This window comes from Curtobacterium flaccumfaciens (genome assembly GCF_013359815.1).
GTDB lineage: Bacteria > Actinomycetota > Actinomycetes > Actinomycetales > Microbacteriaceae > Curtobacterium > Curtobacterium flaccumfaciens.
This window is the reverse complement of record NZ_JABMCF010000039.1, coordinates 189,950-205,098: the sequence shown is the minus strand read 5'-3', so window position 1 is coordinate 205,098 and position 15,149 is coordinate 189,950. Positions and strand designations below refer to the sequence as shown.

The window sequence follows — 15,149 nt, the reverse complement described above, 5'->3', positions numbered from 1 at the left end:
CCGGGTTCGCCACCGCCGGGATCATGCCGGAGACTGGTGCGGGTCGCTCACGAAGCCGCCCGCCCCACCACCAGCAAGGAAGGCTCCGCATGCCCGAGCTCCCCGTCGTGTTCGAAGTCGGCTCGATGATCGCCCTGGTCGCGATCCTGCTCGCCGACCTGCTCATCGTCGCGCGTCGCCCGCACGTGCCGACGCTGCGCGAATCCGGCATCTGGGTGGGCATCTACGTCGGGCTCGCACTGGTCTTCGCGGTGCTCATGCTGGTCTTCGCCGGTGGCGACTCCGCGGGGCAGTTCCTTGCGGGCTGGCTGACCGAGTACAGCCTGAGCATCGACAACCTGTTCGTGTTCGTCATCATCATGGCGCGCTTCTCGGTGCCGAAGAAGATCCAGCAGGAGGTGCTGCTGCTCGGCATCATCATCGCGCTCGTGCTCCGCGGGATCTTCATCCTGGTCGGCGCGCAACTCATCGAGAACTTCTCGTGGATCTTCTACATCTTCGGCGCCTGGTTGATCTGGACGGCGATCCAGCAGCTCCGCGGCGAGGACGAGGACGACCAGAAGGACACCTTCATCGTCCGGCTGCTCCGCCGCCGGGTCCGTCTCACCGACACGTACGACGGCATGCAGTTCCGCACCCACCACGACGGTGTCCGGCACTTCACGCCGCTGCTCATCGTGCTCATCGCGATCGGCACCACCGACCTGCTGTTCGCGCTCGACTCGATCCCGGCGATCTTCGGCATCACCGAGAGCCCCTTCATCGTGTTCACCGCGAACGTCTTCGCGCTGATGGGTCTGCGCCAGCTCTACTTCCTGTTGGGCGGCCTGCTCGAGCGTCTGATCTACCTGAAGTACGGCATCGCCGTGATCCTGGCCTTCATCGGCGTGAAGCTCGTGCTTCATGCGCTGCACGACAACGAGCTGCCGTTCCTGAACGGCGGCCACCACATCGAGTGGGCGCCGGAGATCAACACGTGGGTGTCCCTGCTGGTGATCGTCGCCGCGATGGCCGTGTCGACGCTGGCGAGCCTCGTGCGCATGCGTGGAGAAACCCCCGCCGCCGACGACGACGCAGCTGCGATCGACGACGACCGATCCGACCAGGACCGCGCCGACCAGGACCGCGCCCGCACCTCCGACTGAAAACCCGTTTGAACGATCCGCCCGGCTGCCTCGTCGTCTGGGTATGGCACTCCGCAAACGAACCAAGGTCATCATCGGGATCTCCGCCGGCGTCGTCGTCGTGGCGGCAGCAGCCGTCATCGCCGGCCCGGTCATCTACGCGAACACCGTCAACGGCCAGGCCGCCGCAGCACCCTCGCTGTCGGCGTCCTCGTCCGGCACCCTCGACGCGAAGGACGCCGACGGCACCTGGACCAGCACGAGCAGCTCGTACGCCGGGTACCGGGTGCACGAGGTCCTGCAGGGGAATGATGTGAACGTGGTCGGTCGCACGAAGGACGTCAAGGGCACCGCCGTCGTCGACGGCGGGTCCCTCACCAAGGCGTCCGTCACCGTGCAGGTCGGCAAGATCAGCACCCCGGAAGCCGCCCGCGACGAGTACTTCCGCTCCACGGCGCTGCAGACCGACAAGTACCCCACGGCGACGTTCGAGCTGACGAAGCCCGTCGACGTCACGAAGGCGCTCGACGGCTCCACGCAGGACGTCACCCTGACCGGCACGATGGACCTGCACGGCGTCGAGAAGCCGGTCACGGCCGACGCCCAGGTCGCGGTCGGCAAGGGCGGGACCGTCCAGGTCGCCGGCACCGTGCCGATCACCTTCGCCGACTACGGCGTGAAGGCCCCCTCGCTCGGCTTCGTCACCGTGGACGGGAAGGGCTCCGTCGAGTTCTCCCTCGACCTCGGGAAGTGACCGTGACGAGTCGTTCCGCGGACGAGCTGCTCGCGACGCTGTACCGCGAGCACGGTGACGCGCTCACGCGGTACGTCCGGCACCTCACGCGGGACGGCTCGACGGTCGAGGACGTCGTGCAGGAGACGATGGTCCGCGCCTGGCAGCGCCCGGCCGTGCTCGAACGGGCACCCGACAGCGCACGGGCGTGGCTCTTCACGGTGGCGCGCAACCTGGTGGTCGACGACGCACGGTCGGCCCGCAACCGCCGTGAGCACGGCACCGAGCACCAGGTCGAACGGATCGAGTCGGACAGCACGGACGCCGTGCTGGACCGGATCGTGGTCGCCGACGCACTCGCGTCACTGAGCCCGGACCACCGTCGCGTGGTGGTGGACGCGTACTGGCTCGGGCACACGGTGCCGGAGATCGCACGACGACACGACATCCCGGAGGGCACCGCCAAGTCGCGGCTGCACTACGGGCTGCGAGCCCTGCGGCTCGCACTGCAGGAACGAGGAGTGACCCGATGAGCGACGACAAGTACGCGGAGTGGGATGCGGCGTACGTCCTGGGGTCGCTCCCGGCCAGTGAGCGGCTGGAGTACGAGCGGCACCTCGAGAACTGCGACCGCTGTGCGGCCGCCGTCGCGGAGCTGGTCGGTCTGCCGGGGCTGCTCGGCAAGCTGCCGGCCGACCAGGCGATCGAGATCGCAGAACCGGACGGGAGGCCCGACACCCGTTCCGAGAGCGACCTCGCCTCCGTCGCGCACCGCGTCCGACACCGTCGCCGCCGTCGCCGGGTCTGGGTCGCCGCAACCGCGGGGCTCGCGGTGGTCGCCGCCGTCCTGGGCGGGCTCGCGGTCGGTGCCGCGGGGGAGCGCACCACGGTGCAGGCCGGTGCCGCTCCGACCGCAGCCGCCACCGCCGACCGGTACGACATGACCGGCGTGCAGGGACTCGACGTCCAGCTCGCCATCAGCGGCGAGCAGTGGGGCACCCGCTTCGACTGGGGGTGCTCGTACGGCGGCAAGGAGTGGTCGCCGGACGGGTCGATCCTCTACGACCTCGTCGTCGTCCGGACCGACGGCACGACGCAGACCGTGGGCTCGTGGACGGCTGCCGGTGCCGATGCGCGCGGACTGTCGGCGTCGACGGACATCCCGCGGGACGAGATCGAGAGCGTGCAGGTCCGGCTGCGCGGTGAGCGCGGCGCGCTCGCCGTCGTCACGCTCTAGCCGACGTCGGCCTCGTCCGAGGCGTCGTCGGGGCCGATGGCGTCCTGGACGCGCGCACTGACGGACCGCAGCGTCTCGGCGTCGGTCCCCACGGGCCTCCAGAACAGGTCCTCGAGCGCACCGGTGTGCGCGCGGATGCCGGCGAGCACCGCGCGACGGCCGTCCGCGGTCATCACCACCCAGCTGCCACGGGCGTCGCTCGGGCAGTCCGCCCGCTCGACCAGGCCGCGGGAGACCATCCGCGTGACCTGGTGGCTGACGCGCGACTTCTCCCAGCCGATCCCCGCGGCGATGTCCCGGACGCGCAGACGGTGGTCGGGGTCGCGGTGCAGGCCGATCAGGATCTCGAACTCGGGGACGGAGATGCCGGCACCCGCCTGGACGGCGCGGTCGAGCGCCCGGTCGAGTCGTCGCCAGGCGTCGTGGTACGCGTCCCAGGTGGCCCAGTCGTGGCCACCGTTGCCCTCCGTCGACATGCCGACCAGCGTATCCACCGGGCGGACGATCGGACCGCGCCGCGAGCCCTTTCATCCGCTCGGATGACTCCTGGCCGACGTACGGCGTGCTCCGAGGTCGCGTCGGACGTGCGGCATACGATCGGGGGATGCCGAGCGCTCGCCTCCAGGACACCACCGATGACGCCGTCGCGCTCGTGCGCCGGTGGCTGGCGGCGTCCGCCGGGGTGAAGCCCGACCCGGGTGCGGTCCGTCTGGCCGAGGTCCTGCGCGACGAGCAGGGCCTCGACTTCACGCGGGGGTTCGTGGACAAGGTCATCCGCCCCGAAGACCCCCGGGTTGCCGCACGCAACCTCGAGCAGCTGAGCCGTGACGTCCCCGACTTCCTCGCCTGGTACCTGCGCGGGGCGGTGACGCTCGGCGGCGGGTTCGCCACCATGGCGCCGTGGGCCGTGATCCCGACCGCGCGCCGGATCCTGCGCCGGATGACCGGGCACCTGGTCATCGACGCGAGCACGAGCAAGCTCGGCCCGGCCCTCGCCAAGGTCCGCGGTCCGGGCACGCGACTGAACGTGAACCTGCTCGGCGAAGCCGTCCTCGGCAGTGCCGAGAGCGACCGACGCCTGCAGGGCACCATGGACCTGCTCGCCCGCGACGACGTCGACCACGTGTCGATCAAGGTGAGCGCCGTCGTGCCGCAGACCTCGCCGTGGGCCTTCGACCAGACGGTCGAGCGCGTCGTCGACCGGCTCGTCCCGCTCTACCGCCTGGCCGCGGCACCGACGGCCGCCGGACGCCCCGCCAAGTTCATCAACCTCGACATCGAGGAGTACCGCGACCTCGACGTCACCCTCGCCGTGTTCCGGGCGCTGCTCGACCGTGACGAGTTCGCCGACCTGCCGGCCGGCATCGTGCTGCAGGCCTACCTGCCCGACGCAGCGGGAGCACTCGACGCGCTGACCGCGTGGGCGCAGGAACGCCGGGCGCGCGGCGGCGCCCCGATCACGGTGCGGCTCGTCAAGGGCGCGAACCTCGCCATGGAGCACGTCGACGCGATCCTGCACGGGTGGCCCCTCGCCACCTGGGGCAGCAAGCGCGAGACCGACACCGCGTACCTGCGGCTGCTCGACGCCGCACTGACGCCCGAGCGCACCGACGCCGTGCGGATCGGGGTCGCCGGGCACAACCTGTTCGACCTCGCCACCGCGTGGGTGCTCGCCCAGCGCCGCGGGGTCACCGACGCCGTCGACGTCGAGATGCTGCTCGGCATGGCGTCCACCCACGCCCAGGCCGTCCGGGCCGACGTCGGCCAGATCCTGCTCTACACGCCCGTCGTGCAGCCGGACGAGTTCGACTCGGCCATCGCGTACCTGGCCCGTCGCCTGCAGGAGAGCGCGAGCCCCGAGAACTTCATCGCCGCCGCGTCCGACATCGACCACGACGCCAGCGTCTTCGAGCGGGAGCACAGCCGGTTCCTGGCGTCCGTCGCCGCACTCGACGAGCCCGTCCCCGCCACCCACCGCACGCAGGACCGCCACCGCGCGCTCGGCGAACCCGTCCTGCGCGACGCGTTCCGCAACGCCCCCGACACCGACCCGTCCATCGCCGCGAACCGCGCCTGGGCGCTCGACGTCCTGCGCCGGGTGCCGCGCTCGCAGCTCGGCGCGCAGACGATCCGCGGTGCGAAGGTCGCCGACCGCTCCAAGCTCGAGCGGATCATGGCGCGGACCGCCCAGGCCGGCGTGAACTGGGGGCGGCAGGACCCGTCCGACCGTGCCGAGCTCCTCGACCTCATCGGGCACGAAATCGAGACCCGCCGTGCCGACCTGATCGAGGTGATGGCCGCCGAGACGGGCACGACCTTCGCCGAGGCCGACGCCGAGGTGACCGAGGCCATCGACGCCGCCCACTACTACGCCGAGAGCGCCCGCCGCCTCGGGGACATCGAGGGCGCGCAGTACGTGCCGCCGCGGCTGACCGTCGTCGTGCCGCCGTGGAGCTCCCCCGTCGCGATCCCCGCCGGTGGCGTGCTGGCGGCGCTCGCCGCGGGCAGCGGTGTCGTGCTCAAGCCCGCGCCCGAGGCGAAGCGCTCCGGCGCCGTACTCGCCGACGTGCTCTGGGACGCCGGGGTGCCGCACTCGCTGCTGCAGCTCGTCGACCTGGCCGAGGACGAACTCGGCCGCGACCTCATCGGCCACCCCACGGTCGACCGCATCATCCTGACCGGCTCGTCCGACACCGCCCGGTCGTTCCGCTGGTGGCGTGCGGGGCTGCCGCTCACCGCCGGGACGAGCGGCAAGAACGCCATCGTCGTCACGCCGAGCGCCGACCTCGACCTGGCGGTGCAGGACATCGTGCAGTCCGCCTTCGGGCACGCCGGGCAGCAGTGCTCGGCGGCGTCCCTGGTGATCCTGGTCGGGTCGGTTGGGGAGAGCGAGCGCTTCCAGCGGCAGCTCGTCGACGCCACCCGCACGCTCCGGGTCGCGTGGCCGGACGACCCCACGGCGCAGGTCGGCCCGCTCATCGCCGAACCGCAGGGCAGGCTCCGCCAGGGTCTGACCGAGCTCGGTCCGGGGGAGTCCTGGCTCGTGCAGCCCGAAGCGGTCGACGACTCCGGCCGGCTCTGGTCGCCGGGCATCCGCGACGGCGTCCGGCCCGGCAGCGACTTCCACCAGACCGAGTACTCCGGCCCGGTGCTCGGCATCATGCGCGCCGAGACCCTCGAGCAGGCCATCGCCATCCAGAACGGCACCGACTTCGGGCTCACCGCGGGCATCCACTCGCTCGACGTCGACGAGGTGTCCGAGTGGCTGGCCCGCGTCCGCGCCGGCAACCTGTCCGTCAACCGCGGCATCACCGGTGCCGTCGTGGGACACCAGCCGTTCGGCGGCTGGAAGGGCTCCTCGGTCGGCACCGGCACCAAGGCCGGCGGGCCCATGTACGTCGCGACCCTCGGCCGCTGGCTGCCCACGCCCCGCACCGTGCACAAGAGCATCCAGCTGCACGGCCTGCCCCCGCGCGTCACCGCGGTGATCGAGGCCGCGCGCAGCGGGCTGTCGTTCGAGGAGTTCGACCGCGTCCGCGCCGGGGCACTGAGCGACGTGCACGCACGAGAGACCCTCTTCCGGTCGCGGGACCTGTCCGGGCTCGTGGTGCAGCGGAACGTGCTGCGCCACCGCCCCCAGTCCGTCATCGTGCGCCAGGCCGAGGACGCCTCGACCGTGGACCTCGTCCGGACGCTCGTCGCCGCGACCTCGGCACGTGCGCACGTCCTGCTCAGCACGGCTCGGCCGCTGCCCGGCCCGCTCACGCAGCTGCTCGCGTCGAACCGGTCCCCGCTCGACGTCGTCGACCACCTGGTGGAGTCCGACCAGGAGTTCCACGCCCGCGCGTCCTCGGGGGCCGTGTTCCAGGCGGACTGGTCCACCGATCAGGACGACCAACCCGTCGACGCGCTCGAGGCCGTGCTGTCACAGGGGCAGGACCGCCCGGCCCACACGGCGTTCGGTGGTCCCGGTGCCCGAATCCGGTTGCTCGGCGGTGACCCGCTCGCCCTCGAAGAAGCCCTGGGCGCGAGCATCGACGTCGCGATCCACGACGCCCCCGTGGTCGAGGCGGGCGTGATCGAGATGCTGCCGTACCTGCGCGAGCAGTCGGTGTCGATCACGGCGCACCGGTTCGGCGACGTCGACAGCGACTTCTCCGAGTTGCGCGTCTGAGCGCTTCCGCTTGGTGAGCAGAAGAGGTCGGGTCCCGTGTGGGAACCCGACCTCTTCTGCTCACGAAGTGCCCCGAGGATCAGTCCTCGGCGTCACCCGCTTCTTCGTCCTCGACACCGGTCTCGTCCATGCGGTCGCGCAGGTGGTCGGCCATCGCGCCGGCACCTTCACCGGCGTGGTCGTGGTCGACCTGCTCGATCAGGCCCTGCAGCTTCTCGTGGTTCGTGGCATCGGTGGCACCGTCCATGACGGGCTCGGTCTGCTCGTTGTCGCTCATGCTCCGGACGCTACGCCGCGGTTGCTGCGGAACGGTAGTGGAGCTCGACCGCCCCGCCGTCGAACTGCGTGGTGCCGACGAGCTCGAACACCGGGGTCGGTGCGGCGACCGGCAGCAGGGGCGCTCCGCCGCCGAGCGCGACCGGCATCACGGTGACCCGCAGCTCGTCGAGGATGCCCGCCTGCTGGTACTGCGCCGCGAGCAATCCGCCGCCGACGACCCAGACGTCGCGGCCGTCGGCCACGCGCTCGAGGTCGGCCTGGTGGTCGCCGACCTCGCCCGAGACGAAGCGCACGTCGGCGCCGTCCGGCACCGGCAGGTCACGGGTCGTGAACACCCACGTGGCCAGGTCCGGGTACGCCCACGTGTCGTCGTGGTCGAGCAGCCACTCGTACGTCGTCGACCCCATCGCGATCGCGCCGACGCCTGCGTAGAACCGGTCGTGGTGTTCCTGGAACGGCTCGAACCCGAACTGCAGCAGCCAGTCGAGGTCGTCGTCGGGCGCAGCGACGAAGCCGTCCAGCGAGGACGCGACGGAGTAGATCGTGCTCATGCCGGGGACGCTACCGAGCACCCCCGACAGGACTCAGCGGCGCCCTCCGCGACCGACGACCGCTGCCTCGGCGATCGCCAGGACGGCGGCGATCCAGAGCTGGTCGACCGCGAACCGGCGTCGACGCGGATCGACGGCCAGCGGCACCATCGTTGCACCGTGCAGGGTGTCCACGACGGCGCTCAGGGTGTGCGCGTTGCCGGAATCCGCCCGCGCGACGAGCGTGGCCTGTGCGAGCTGCCGGACCCCGAGCACACCGTGCAGCACGGCCTGATCAGACCCTCGGGCCGCACGGCTCAGGTGCCACAGGCCGAGCCCGGCCCGGGCCAGCTCGACGACGGCTGCCCCGTTGCTGGCAGACGACCGGCGGCTCATCGTCGGCGTCCCACGACGAGTGCAGCGGCACCGGCCGCGCCGAGCACCGCGCCGATGATGCCGTTGCCGACCCGGCGGTGCTCCACCCACCAGGTCTGCGGGGACCAGGCGTGCGCTGACTCGTCGAAGACCCCGTGCGCGCCGTGGTCGCCCGGAACCGGCTCGTACAGGTTGTCCCGCATCTCGAGGCCGTCCTTGTCGGGGGCCTGCTGCCCGTCGACCAGGGTCTTGGCGGCGTACCAGTCGGCGAAGCGTCCGCTGATCCGGTTGCCGAGGATCGTGTAGACGGTCGACTCGCCCACCCAGGTGCGGCTGCGCGGTCGCTCGGCCACGGCGGCGATGGCGCGGGCGCCGACCTCGGGCTGGTAGATCGGGGCGACCGGCTGCGGGTGGTGCGGCAGCTTCGACTTCACCCACTGGAACTGGATCGTGTTGAGCGCCGGCATGTCCACGCGGGACACCTTGACCTTGCTGCCCTGTTCGCGCAGCTCGGAGACGACGGACTCGGTGAACCCGACGATCGCGTGCTTCGCGCCGCAGTACGCGGCCTGCAGTGGGATCCCGCGGAACCCGAGCGCCGAACCGACCTGGATCACGTGCCCACGACCGCGGGGGACCATCCGCGACAGTGCCGACCGGGTGCCGTTCACGAAGCCGAGGTAGGTCACGTGCAGCGCCCGCTCGAAGTCCTCCGGGGCGGTGTCGAGGAACTTCCCGAACACCCCGACCATCACGCCGTTCACCCACAGGTCGATCGGTCCGAGCTCCTGCTCGACCCGGTCGGCCGCAGCCTCGACGGCATCGCGGTCGGAGACGTCGGCGACCAGGGCCAGCCCGCGGCGCCCGGCAGCCTCGACCTCGGCGACGGCGGCGTCGACCCCTTCTTGCCCGCGGGCCAGGACGGCCACGTCCCACCCCCGTGCGGCGAGCTCCCGGACGGTCGCCCGTCCCAGTCCTGCGGATCCACCGGTCACCACTGCCACTCGAGTCATGGCTCCCTTGTACCTGCGGCCGGCCGTGCACCACTCAGCCGCTGTCCCCCGAATTCGCCGTCCCGAACCACGCACGCACCGATCGGACATCATGGCCAGGTGGAGACCCGAGACCCCGACACCGCCGGCCCTGCCGAGGAGGCGCCGCCCGGTTGGGTGCTCAACACACCGACCCGGCCGCGCGAGGTCTGGACGTACCCGGTCCTCGTGCTGCTCCTCGCCGCCGCACACGTCGCCCTCGGGATCGCCTTCGGTGGTGCGTTGGCGCTCGTCGTCGGGGCGTCCGCCGCAGTGGTGGCGACCGTCGGCGCAGTTGCCCTGTTCGTGACGGGTCGGCGCGCGTACGACGAGCAGAGCCGCGGAGCCTCGTGGCGGTCCCACGTCACCCGCGTGGTCGTCGCGGTCGTGAGCGTCGGCATCGTGTCGGTCACCACCCTGACCGTCGGGTTCCCCTTCGGCGCCCTGTTCGGTGCGGTCGCCGGCGTCCCGACGGCGTTCCGCTTCACGCGCTCGGTGCCGCGGATCGATCGCCTCGTCGTCGCGTGGACAGCACTCGCCGTCGCCGTGTGGTGCGGTGTCCTCGCGATCCTCGGCCTGACGCTCGCTGATCTCCCCGACTACCGGAGCACGACCTGGACGTTCGGCGCTGCCTTTGCGGTGATCAGCGCCGTGATCGCCGTCCATCAGTTCGTCGTCGCACGTCGGTCACCCCACGACTGACGTCGCCAGGCCTCAGCGCCCCCGACCGAACCGCGTCGTGACCCCCGGCGAGTAGAGCACCGAGTCCGGCTCGAGCTCCGTCAGCCCGAAGGGCAGCCCGGCAGCCCCGACCAGGTCGTCCCGCAGCGACACCACCGAGGCCCGGTGCAACGGCCACGACTCGTGCTCGTTCGGCCAGAACCGCGTCCGTCCGGCCCGGTGCACGTGCATGCCCCACCGCGCCGTCAGGAACGTCTCGAGGGGCCCCGGCTCGTCGAGTGCCTCACCGATCCGGACGTCGAGCATCGACCGCAGGTGGGTGCCGTGCCGACGCATCGCGTACCCCACGCGGCCGTCACCGCTGCGCGACTCCGCGACCGCCCACCGGTACGGCAGCCCGGTCGCGACGCGTGCGCCGATGGTCGGCAGGAGCTTGCCGGCGTCGAGCGACAGGAACACCACCCCGCGCTGCCCCTGCTCGTCGACCGTGTAGACGCGGACGTTCAGCTCGACGAAGTCGCCGATGCTCCCGGTCGAGAACGGCGGGAACCGCGTGTCCTCGAACCGGAACGCGATGAGGCCCACCCAGGTGGTCACCCCGTCGTCGGTGCCGTCGAGCGCCATCGTGTCGGGCCGCGTGCCGGCCGGCAGCAGCGGGGCCACCGCCGACACGTCGACGCGCCAGTGCACGAAGACGACGTCGAGCCAGTCCTGCGAGATCCAGGGGCGGCCCGGCAGGCCGGGGGCGACGGCCTGGAGGCTCGGAGCGGTCTGGGTGGGTCGGGTGTCGGTCACGATGTGGTCGCCTCCGGTTCGATGTGGGCTGCGACGGGTGCGTCGTCCCACCCGCGCTGCGGGGTGTCGCAGGTGCCGCGGAACACGTACTGCGAGGGACGCTTCCGCTCGCTCGACGTCCAGTCGATGGCCGGACGTCGTCGTTCCGGGGGCAGGTACCCGATCCGGTAGACGGCCATCAGCTCGAGCGACTCGGGCACGCGGAGCAGTCCCTCGATCTCCTCCCACGCGCCGGGGGTCTCCATCGGGAAGGACACGAACTGGATCCCCAGGCCGAGCTCGGTCGTCGCGAGCCAGATGTTCTCCATCGCCGCGCCCATGCTGAACACCGAGTAGAAGCCGGACAGCTCCTCCTTCCGGTACTCGTGGCGGTCGAGCATCACGCCGAGCAGCAGCGGCGACCCGGCGACGAGCTTCCGGTTCTCCTCACCCAGGGTCTGCGGCACCCGGAGCGTGTTCATGAGCAGCTGCCCGCGCTTCGTGAACACCTGCTTCGTGAACGGCCGCAGCGGCCCGGGGAGCTTGTCGAACAGCATCCCGTCGCGCCGCTCGTCCATCTCGGCCTTCGAGAACCGGAAGTACGGCTTGTACCGCTCGAAGAACGTGCCCTCGGCCATGGTGCGGGTCATCGAGCTGCCGCTGATCTCGGCGACGCGGTCGATCGTCTGGCGCTCCTCGATCAGCACGAAGCGCCACGGCTGACTGTTGAGCTGCGACGGCGCCCGGCCGGCGAGCTCCATGAGCAGTCGCTGGTGCTCGTCCGACACCGGATCGGGCAGGAACGGCCCGTTCGTCGTGCGTCGTCGTCGGATGGCCTCGAACAGCTCCACTGCTCACCTCTCTGATCGCCTGCGGGCGAGCACGGCCCCCAGGTAGGACGGTGCGGCGGCGACCGCGACCTTCCAGTGTGCTCCGGAGCGCGGGTCGGTGCGTGGAGCGACCGCCAGGGGCACGAGTGCCGGCAGCAGGAACAGTGCGGTCCGGTCGCGGGTCCACGCGGGGGTCGTCGCGGCGACGCCGGTCAGGGTCGCGGTCACGACGAACAGGCCGTGGTGCACGACACGGAGCTTCTTCGTGCGGATCAGCTGCACGGCGACCGCGGTGCCCCACAGGCAGTTCGCGACGTAGGCGACGCTCGCAGCGGTGACCAGCTGCCGGGCCGGACGCGATCCCGTGGGCGGTGATCCGCGCCTCCCGGCCGTCTTCCGTCCCATGCGTGGGACGTTACGCGGTCTCTCGACTGACGAGCTTGGAGAGCACGATCGCGGAGCGGGTGTGGTCGACCTGGGGTGCGAGGCGGACCTTGTCGAGCGCCTCCTCGAGCGCGGACAGGTCCTTCGAACGCATGTGCACGACGGCGTCGGCGCTGCCGGTGACCGTACCGGCGTCGATGACCTCGGGGACGGTGTCGAGCAGGGCACGCAGCTCGTCGGGCGAGACGGTGCCGCGGCAGTAGAGCTCGACCCAGGCCTCGGTGCCGCGGTCCTCGACGGCGGGGTCGACCTTGATCGTGAAGCCCTGGATGACGCCGTCACCGACCAGCCGGTCGACACGGCGCTTGACGGCCGAGGCCGAGAGTCCGACCACCGACCCGATGTCGCCGTAGCCGGCGCGGGCGTTGTCCCGGAGCTGATCCAGGATGCGGTGGTCGAGCGTATCCATTTGTCCCCATCGTACGCGGACTTGTTGCGAGGCTGGTGGGTCTCGCGCACGAAACGTGCGTCACCCGAACGGGTGTCACGGTCCCGCAGGCGGGGGACTGCACTCCGTGGACGGTCTGTGCCAGGACCGACTCGGCGTCGATGCATGAGTGTCACTGTTCCGCTGCGGTGAGTCTGTGGAAGGATCGACTCGGCGTCGACCTGGTCCGCTGCGGTGAGTGAGCCTGCATCTCACCGGAGCTCTTCTCCTCGTTCCGTTTCGGTTCCTGGCAGGCTCGGGCCCCGGTCCCTTCCAGGAGGACTGATGTCGAACACCGCACCCGCCCCCGAGTCCGTCGCCACCCCGGCCCGTGTCGCCACCAAGCGCACGATCCTGATGTGCAAGCCGGACTTCTACACCGTGAGCTACCGGATCAACCCGTGGATGCACCCGGAGGAGCCGACCGACACGTCGAAGGCCGTCGAGCAGTGGGAGTCGCTCGTCGCCGTCTACGAGCAGCTCGGCTTCGACATCTCGTACATCGACCCGATCGACGGCCTGCCGGACATGGTCTACGCGGCCAACGGCGGGTTCGTCCTCGACGGCATCGCGTACGGCGCGAAGTTCCAGTACCCCGAGCGCCAGCCCGAGGGCCCCGCGTACATGGACTGGTTCCGCCAGGCCGGTCTGACCGTCGCCGAGCCGGAGCAGACCAACGAGGGCGAGGGTGACTTCCTGCTCATCGGGGACACGATCTTCGCCGGCACCGGCTTCCGGTCGGACAGCACCTCGCACGACGAGCTCGCGAAGATCTACGGCCGCGAGGTCGTGACGCTCAAGCTCATCAACCCGAGCTTCTACCACCTCGACACCGCCATCGCCGTGCTCGACCCCGAGCCCGCCGTCGACGGGACGAGCAACATCGCGTACCTGGAAAGCGCCTTCGACGAGCCGTCGCTGGCGATCCTGCGCGAGCGCTTCCCGGACGCGATCATCGCCACGGAAGAGGACGCCGCGATCCTCGGCCTGAACTCGTACTCCGACGGGTACAACGTCGTGATCGCCGCCCGGGCTGTCCGGTTCGCCGAGCAGCTGCGCGAGAAGGGCTACAACCCGATCGGCGTCGACCTGTCCGAGCTGCTGCTCGGCGGTGGCGGCGTGAAGTGCTGCACCCTCGACCTGCACCCGGTCGGCACCGGCACCTCGGTCGCGCGTTCGCTCGGGGTCAGCTGATGTCGGCGGCAGCGTCGCTCGGGGTCAACACCGCGGCGGCGCTCGCCGTCGAGGACCGCGCCCTCGCGCACAACTACAGCCCGCTGCCCGTCGTCATCGCGTCGGGTCAGGGAGCGACCGTCACCGACGTCGACGGCAAGCAGTACCTGGACGGCCTCGCCGCGTACTCGGCGGTGAACTTCGGCCACGGCAACCCGCGGCTGCTCGACGCCGCACGGGCGCAGCTCGACCGCGTGACGCTGACCAGCCGCGCCTTCGTGAACGACCAGCTCGGCCCGTTCGCCGCAGCACTGGCGGCGTTGACGGAGACCGAGATGGTCCTGCCGATGAACACCGGTGCCGAGGCCGTCGAGTCCGCGATCAAGGTGGCCCGCGCCTGGGGCTACCGCGTCAAGGGCGTGCCGGCCGAGCGGGCGACGATCATCGTCGCGTCCGGGAACTTCCACGGGCGCACCACGACCATCATCTCGTTCTCCGACGACCCCTCGGCCCACGACGACTTCGGGCCGTTCACGCCCGGCTTCCGCACGGTGCCGTACGGCGACGCTGCGGCTCTGCGCGAGGCGATGGACGAGACCGTCGTGGCCGTGCTGCTCGAGCCGATCCAGGGTGAGGGCGGCGTGGTCATCCCGCCGGAGTCGTACCTCCCTGAAGTCCGCGCGGTCTGTGACGAGTTCGGTGCGTTGTTCATCGCCGACGAGATCCAGTCCGGCCTCGGTCGCACGGGGCACACGCTCGCGGTGCAGCGCGTCGGGGTGCGTCCCGACCTGATCACACTGGGCAAGGCCCTCGGTGGCGGCATCGTGCCGGTGTCCGCGGTGGTGGGCTCGCGCGATGTCCTGGGCGTCCTGCGCCCCGGCGAACACGGATCGACCTTCGGCGGCAACCCGCTCGCCGCAGCCGTCGGCGCCGAGGTCGTGGCGATGCTCGGAGAGGGCACCTTCCAGCAGCGGGCCCTCGACGGCGAACCGCTGTTGCGGGGCCTGCTCGACGACCTGCTCGGCAAGGGTGTCGTCTCGCACCGGGTCGCCGGACTCTGGGCCGGGATCGACATCGACCCCGCGCTCGGCACCGGCAAGCAGATCTCGAAGGACCTCGCCGACCGCGGGCTCCTGGTGAAGGACACCCACGGGTCGACGATCCGCTTCGCGCCGCCCCTCGTCGTCACCGACGACGAGGTGCGCTTCGCGATCGGAACCCTGGCGGACGTGCTGACCGCTCGCGCCTGACGGGCGCGCCGCGGGCTCGCGCGCCCGCGCGCTCGCGCTCGCGCGCGCTTCGCGAGTTTCGTGAGCAGAAATGGTCGGGTCGCCACA

17 protein-coding genes are annotated in these 15,149 nt (G+C 71.2%); 8 read left to right on the top strand and 9 right to left on the bottom strand.

Annotated features, from left to right (window positions below; genetic code table 11):
* Positions 1-89: 89 nt before the first annotated feature.
* From HP445_RS12535 to HP445_RS12520, 4 genes are read left to right on the top strand one after another with little or no spacing between them, the layout of a single operon-like run.
* Positions 90-1,145 (top strand): TerC family protein, encoded by a 1,056-nt coding sequence (locus HP445_RS12535; RefSeq protein WP_128780262.1) that lies wholly within the window; start codon positions 90-92, stop codon positions 1,143-1,145.
* Between the two features lie 43 nt (positions 1,146-1,188).
* Positions 1,189-1,878, top strand: coding sequence for a YceI family protein (locus tag HP445_RS12530; RefSeq protein ID WP_111022382.1), 690 nt, complete (start codon positions 1,189-1,191; stop codon positions 1,876-1,878).
* Positions 1,875-2,390 carry a sigma-70 family RNA polymerase sigma factor gene (locus HP445_RS12525; RefSeq protein ID WP_071404491.1) on the top strand — a complete coding sequence of 172 codons (516 nt, stop codon included), beginning with the start codon at positions 1,875-1,877 and terminating at the stop codon, positions 2,388-2,390. Before HP445_RS12530 ends, HP445_RS12525 begins: the two co-directional genes overlap by 4 nt.
* Entirely contained in the window at positions 2,387-3,094 is a 708-nt protein-coding gene (locus tag HP445_RS12520; RefSeq protein WP_111028740.1) for an anti-sigma factor, read from the top strand. Before HP445_RS12525 ends, HP445_RS12520 begins: the two co-directional genes overlap by 4 nt.
* Here the strand turns inward: HP445_RS12520 and HP445_RS12515 are convergent.
* The gene (locus tag HP445_RS12515; RefSeq protein ID WP_071404493.1) at positions 3,091-3,570 is read right to left on the bottom strand and encodes a MarR family winged helix-turn-helix transcriptional regulator; all 480 of its coding nucleotides are present in this window, start codon (positions 3,568-3,570) and stop codon (positions 3,091-3,093) included. The genes HP445_RS12520 and HP445_RS12515 overlap by 4 nt on opposite strands.
* 128 nt (positions 3,571-3,698) lie before the next feature.
* Between HP445_RS12515 and HP445_RS12510 the strand changes: the two genes are divergently transcribed.
* Complete coding sequence (locus HP445_RS12510; RefSeq protein ID WP_128780261.1) at positions 3,699-7,268, top strand: proline dehydrogenase family protein; 3,570 nt, start codon at positions 3,699-3,701, stop codon at positions 7,266-7,268.
* 79 nt (positions 7,269-7,347) lie between these two features.
* Here HP445_RS12510 and HP445_RS12505 read toward each other — a convergent pair whose 3' ends face one another.
* The 4 genes from HP445_RS12505 to HP445_RS12490 are packed head-to-tail and all read right to left on the bottom strand — an operon-like array spanning position 7,348 to position 9,465.
* Entirely contained in the window at positions 7,348-7,545 is a 198-nt protein-coding gene (locus tag HP445_RS12505) for a hypothetical protein (RefSeq protein WP_071404495.1), read from the bottom strand.
* A 10-nt stretch (positions 7,546-7,555) separates the two neighbouring features.
* Positions 7,556-8,098, bottom strand: coding sequence for a dihydrofolate reductase family protein (locus HP445_RS12500; RefSeq protein WP_111055228.1), 543 nt, complete (start codon positions 8,096-8,098; stop codon positions 7,556-7,558).
* A gap of 33 nt (positions 8,099-8,131) precedes the next feature.
* Positions 8,132-8,473, bottom strand: a complete 342-nt coding sequence (locus HP445_RS12495; protein WP_128780260.1) for a hypothetical protein — start codon at positions 8,471-8,473, stop codon at positions 8,132-8,134.
* Positions 8,470-9,465 (bottom strand): SDR family oxidoreductase, encoded by a 996-nt coding sequence (locus HP445_RS12490; protein WP_111045601.1) that lies wholly within the window; start codon positions 9,463-9,465, stop codon positions 8,470-8,472. The genes HP445_RS12495 and HP445_RS12490 overlap by 4 nt, the downstream gene beginning before the upstream one ends.
* A gap of 99 nt (positions 9,466-9,564) precedes the next feature.
* Here HP445_RS12490 and HP445_RS12485 point away from each other — a divergent pair, with 99 nt between their 5' ends.
* On the top strand, positions 9,565-10,185 hold the full coding sequence (locus tag HP445_RS12485; protein ID WP_128780259.1) for a hypothetical protein: 621 nt from the start codon (positions 9,565-9,567) through the stop codon (positions 10,183-10,185).
* A 12-nt stretch (positions 10,186-10,197) separates the two neighbouring features.
* Here HP445_RS12485 and HP445_RS12480 read toward each other — a convergent pair whose 3' ends face one another.
* Genes HP445_RS12480 through HP445_RS12465 form a run of 4 tightly spaced genes read right to left on the bottom strand, consistent with a single transcriptional unit; the run spans position 10,198 to position 12,621 of the window.
* A complete protein-coding gene (locus HP445_RS12480) occupies positions 10,198-10,959 on the bottom strand; it encodes a YqjF family protein (RefSeq protein ID WP_206647596.1) in 762 nt (253 codons plus the stop codon).
* Positions 10,956-11,789 (bottom strand): nitroreductase family protein, encoded by an 834-nt coding sequence (locus tag HP445_RS12475; RefSeq protein WP_027467047.1) that lies wholly within the window; start codon positions 11,787-11,789, stop codon positions 10,956-10,958. The genes HP445_RS12480 and HP445_RS12475 overlap by 4 nt, the downstream gene beginning before the upstream one ends.
* A 3-nt stretch (positions 11,790-11,792) precedes the next feature.
* A complete protein-coding gene (locus HP445_RS12470; protein ID WP_128780258.1) occupies positions 11,793-12,173 on the bottom strand; it encodes a hypothetical protein in 381 nt (126 codons plus the stop codon).
* Between the two features lie 10 nt (positions 12,174-12,183).
* Positions 12,184-12,621, bottom strand: a complete 438-nt coding sequence (locus HP445_RS12465) for an Lrp/AsnC family transcriptional regulator (RefSeq protein ID WP_017887694.1) — start codon at positions 12,619-12,621, stop codon at positions 12,184-12,186.
* A gap of 303 nt (positions 12,622-12,924) precedes the next feature.
* On the opposite strand from HP445_RS12465, the gene ddaH reads away from it, so the two are divergent.
* The gene (gene ddaH, locus HP445_RS12460) at positions 12,925-13,833 is read left to right on the top strand and encodes a dimethylargininase (protein WP_071245287.1); all 909 of its coding nucleotides are present in this window, start codon (positions 12,925-12,927) and stop codon (positions 13,831-13,833) included.
* Entirely contained in the window at positions 13,833-15,062 is a 1,230-nt protein-coding gene (gene rocD / locus HP445_RS12455) for an ornithine--oxo-acid transaminase (protein WP_128780257.1), read from the top strand. The genes ddaH and rocD overlap by 1 nt, the downstream gene beginning before the upstream one ends.
* Positions 15,063-15,149: the final 87 nt, after the last annotated feature.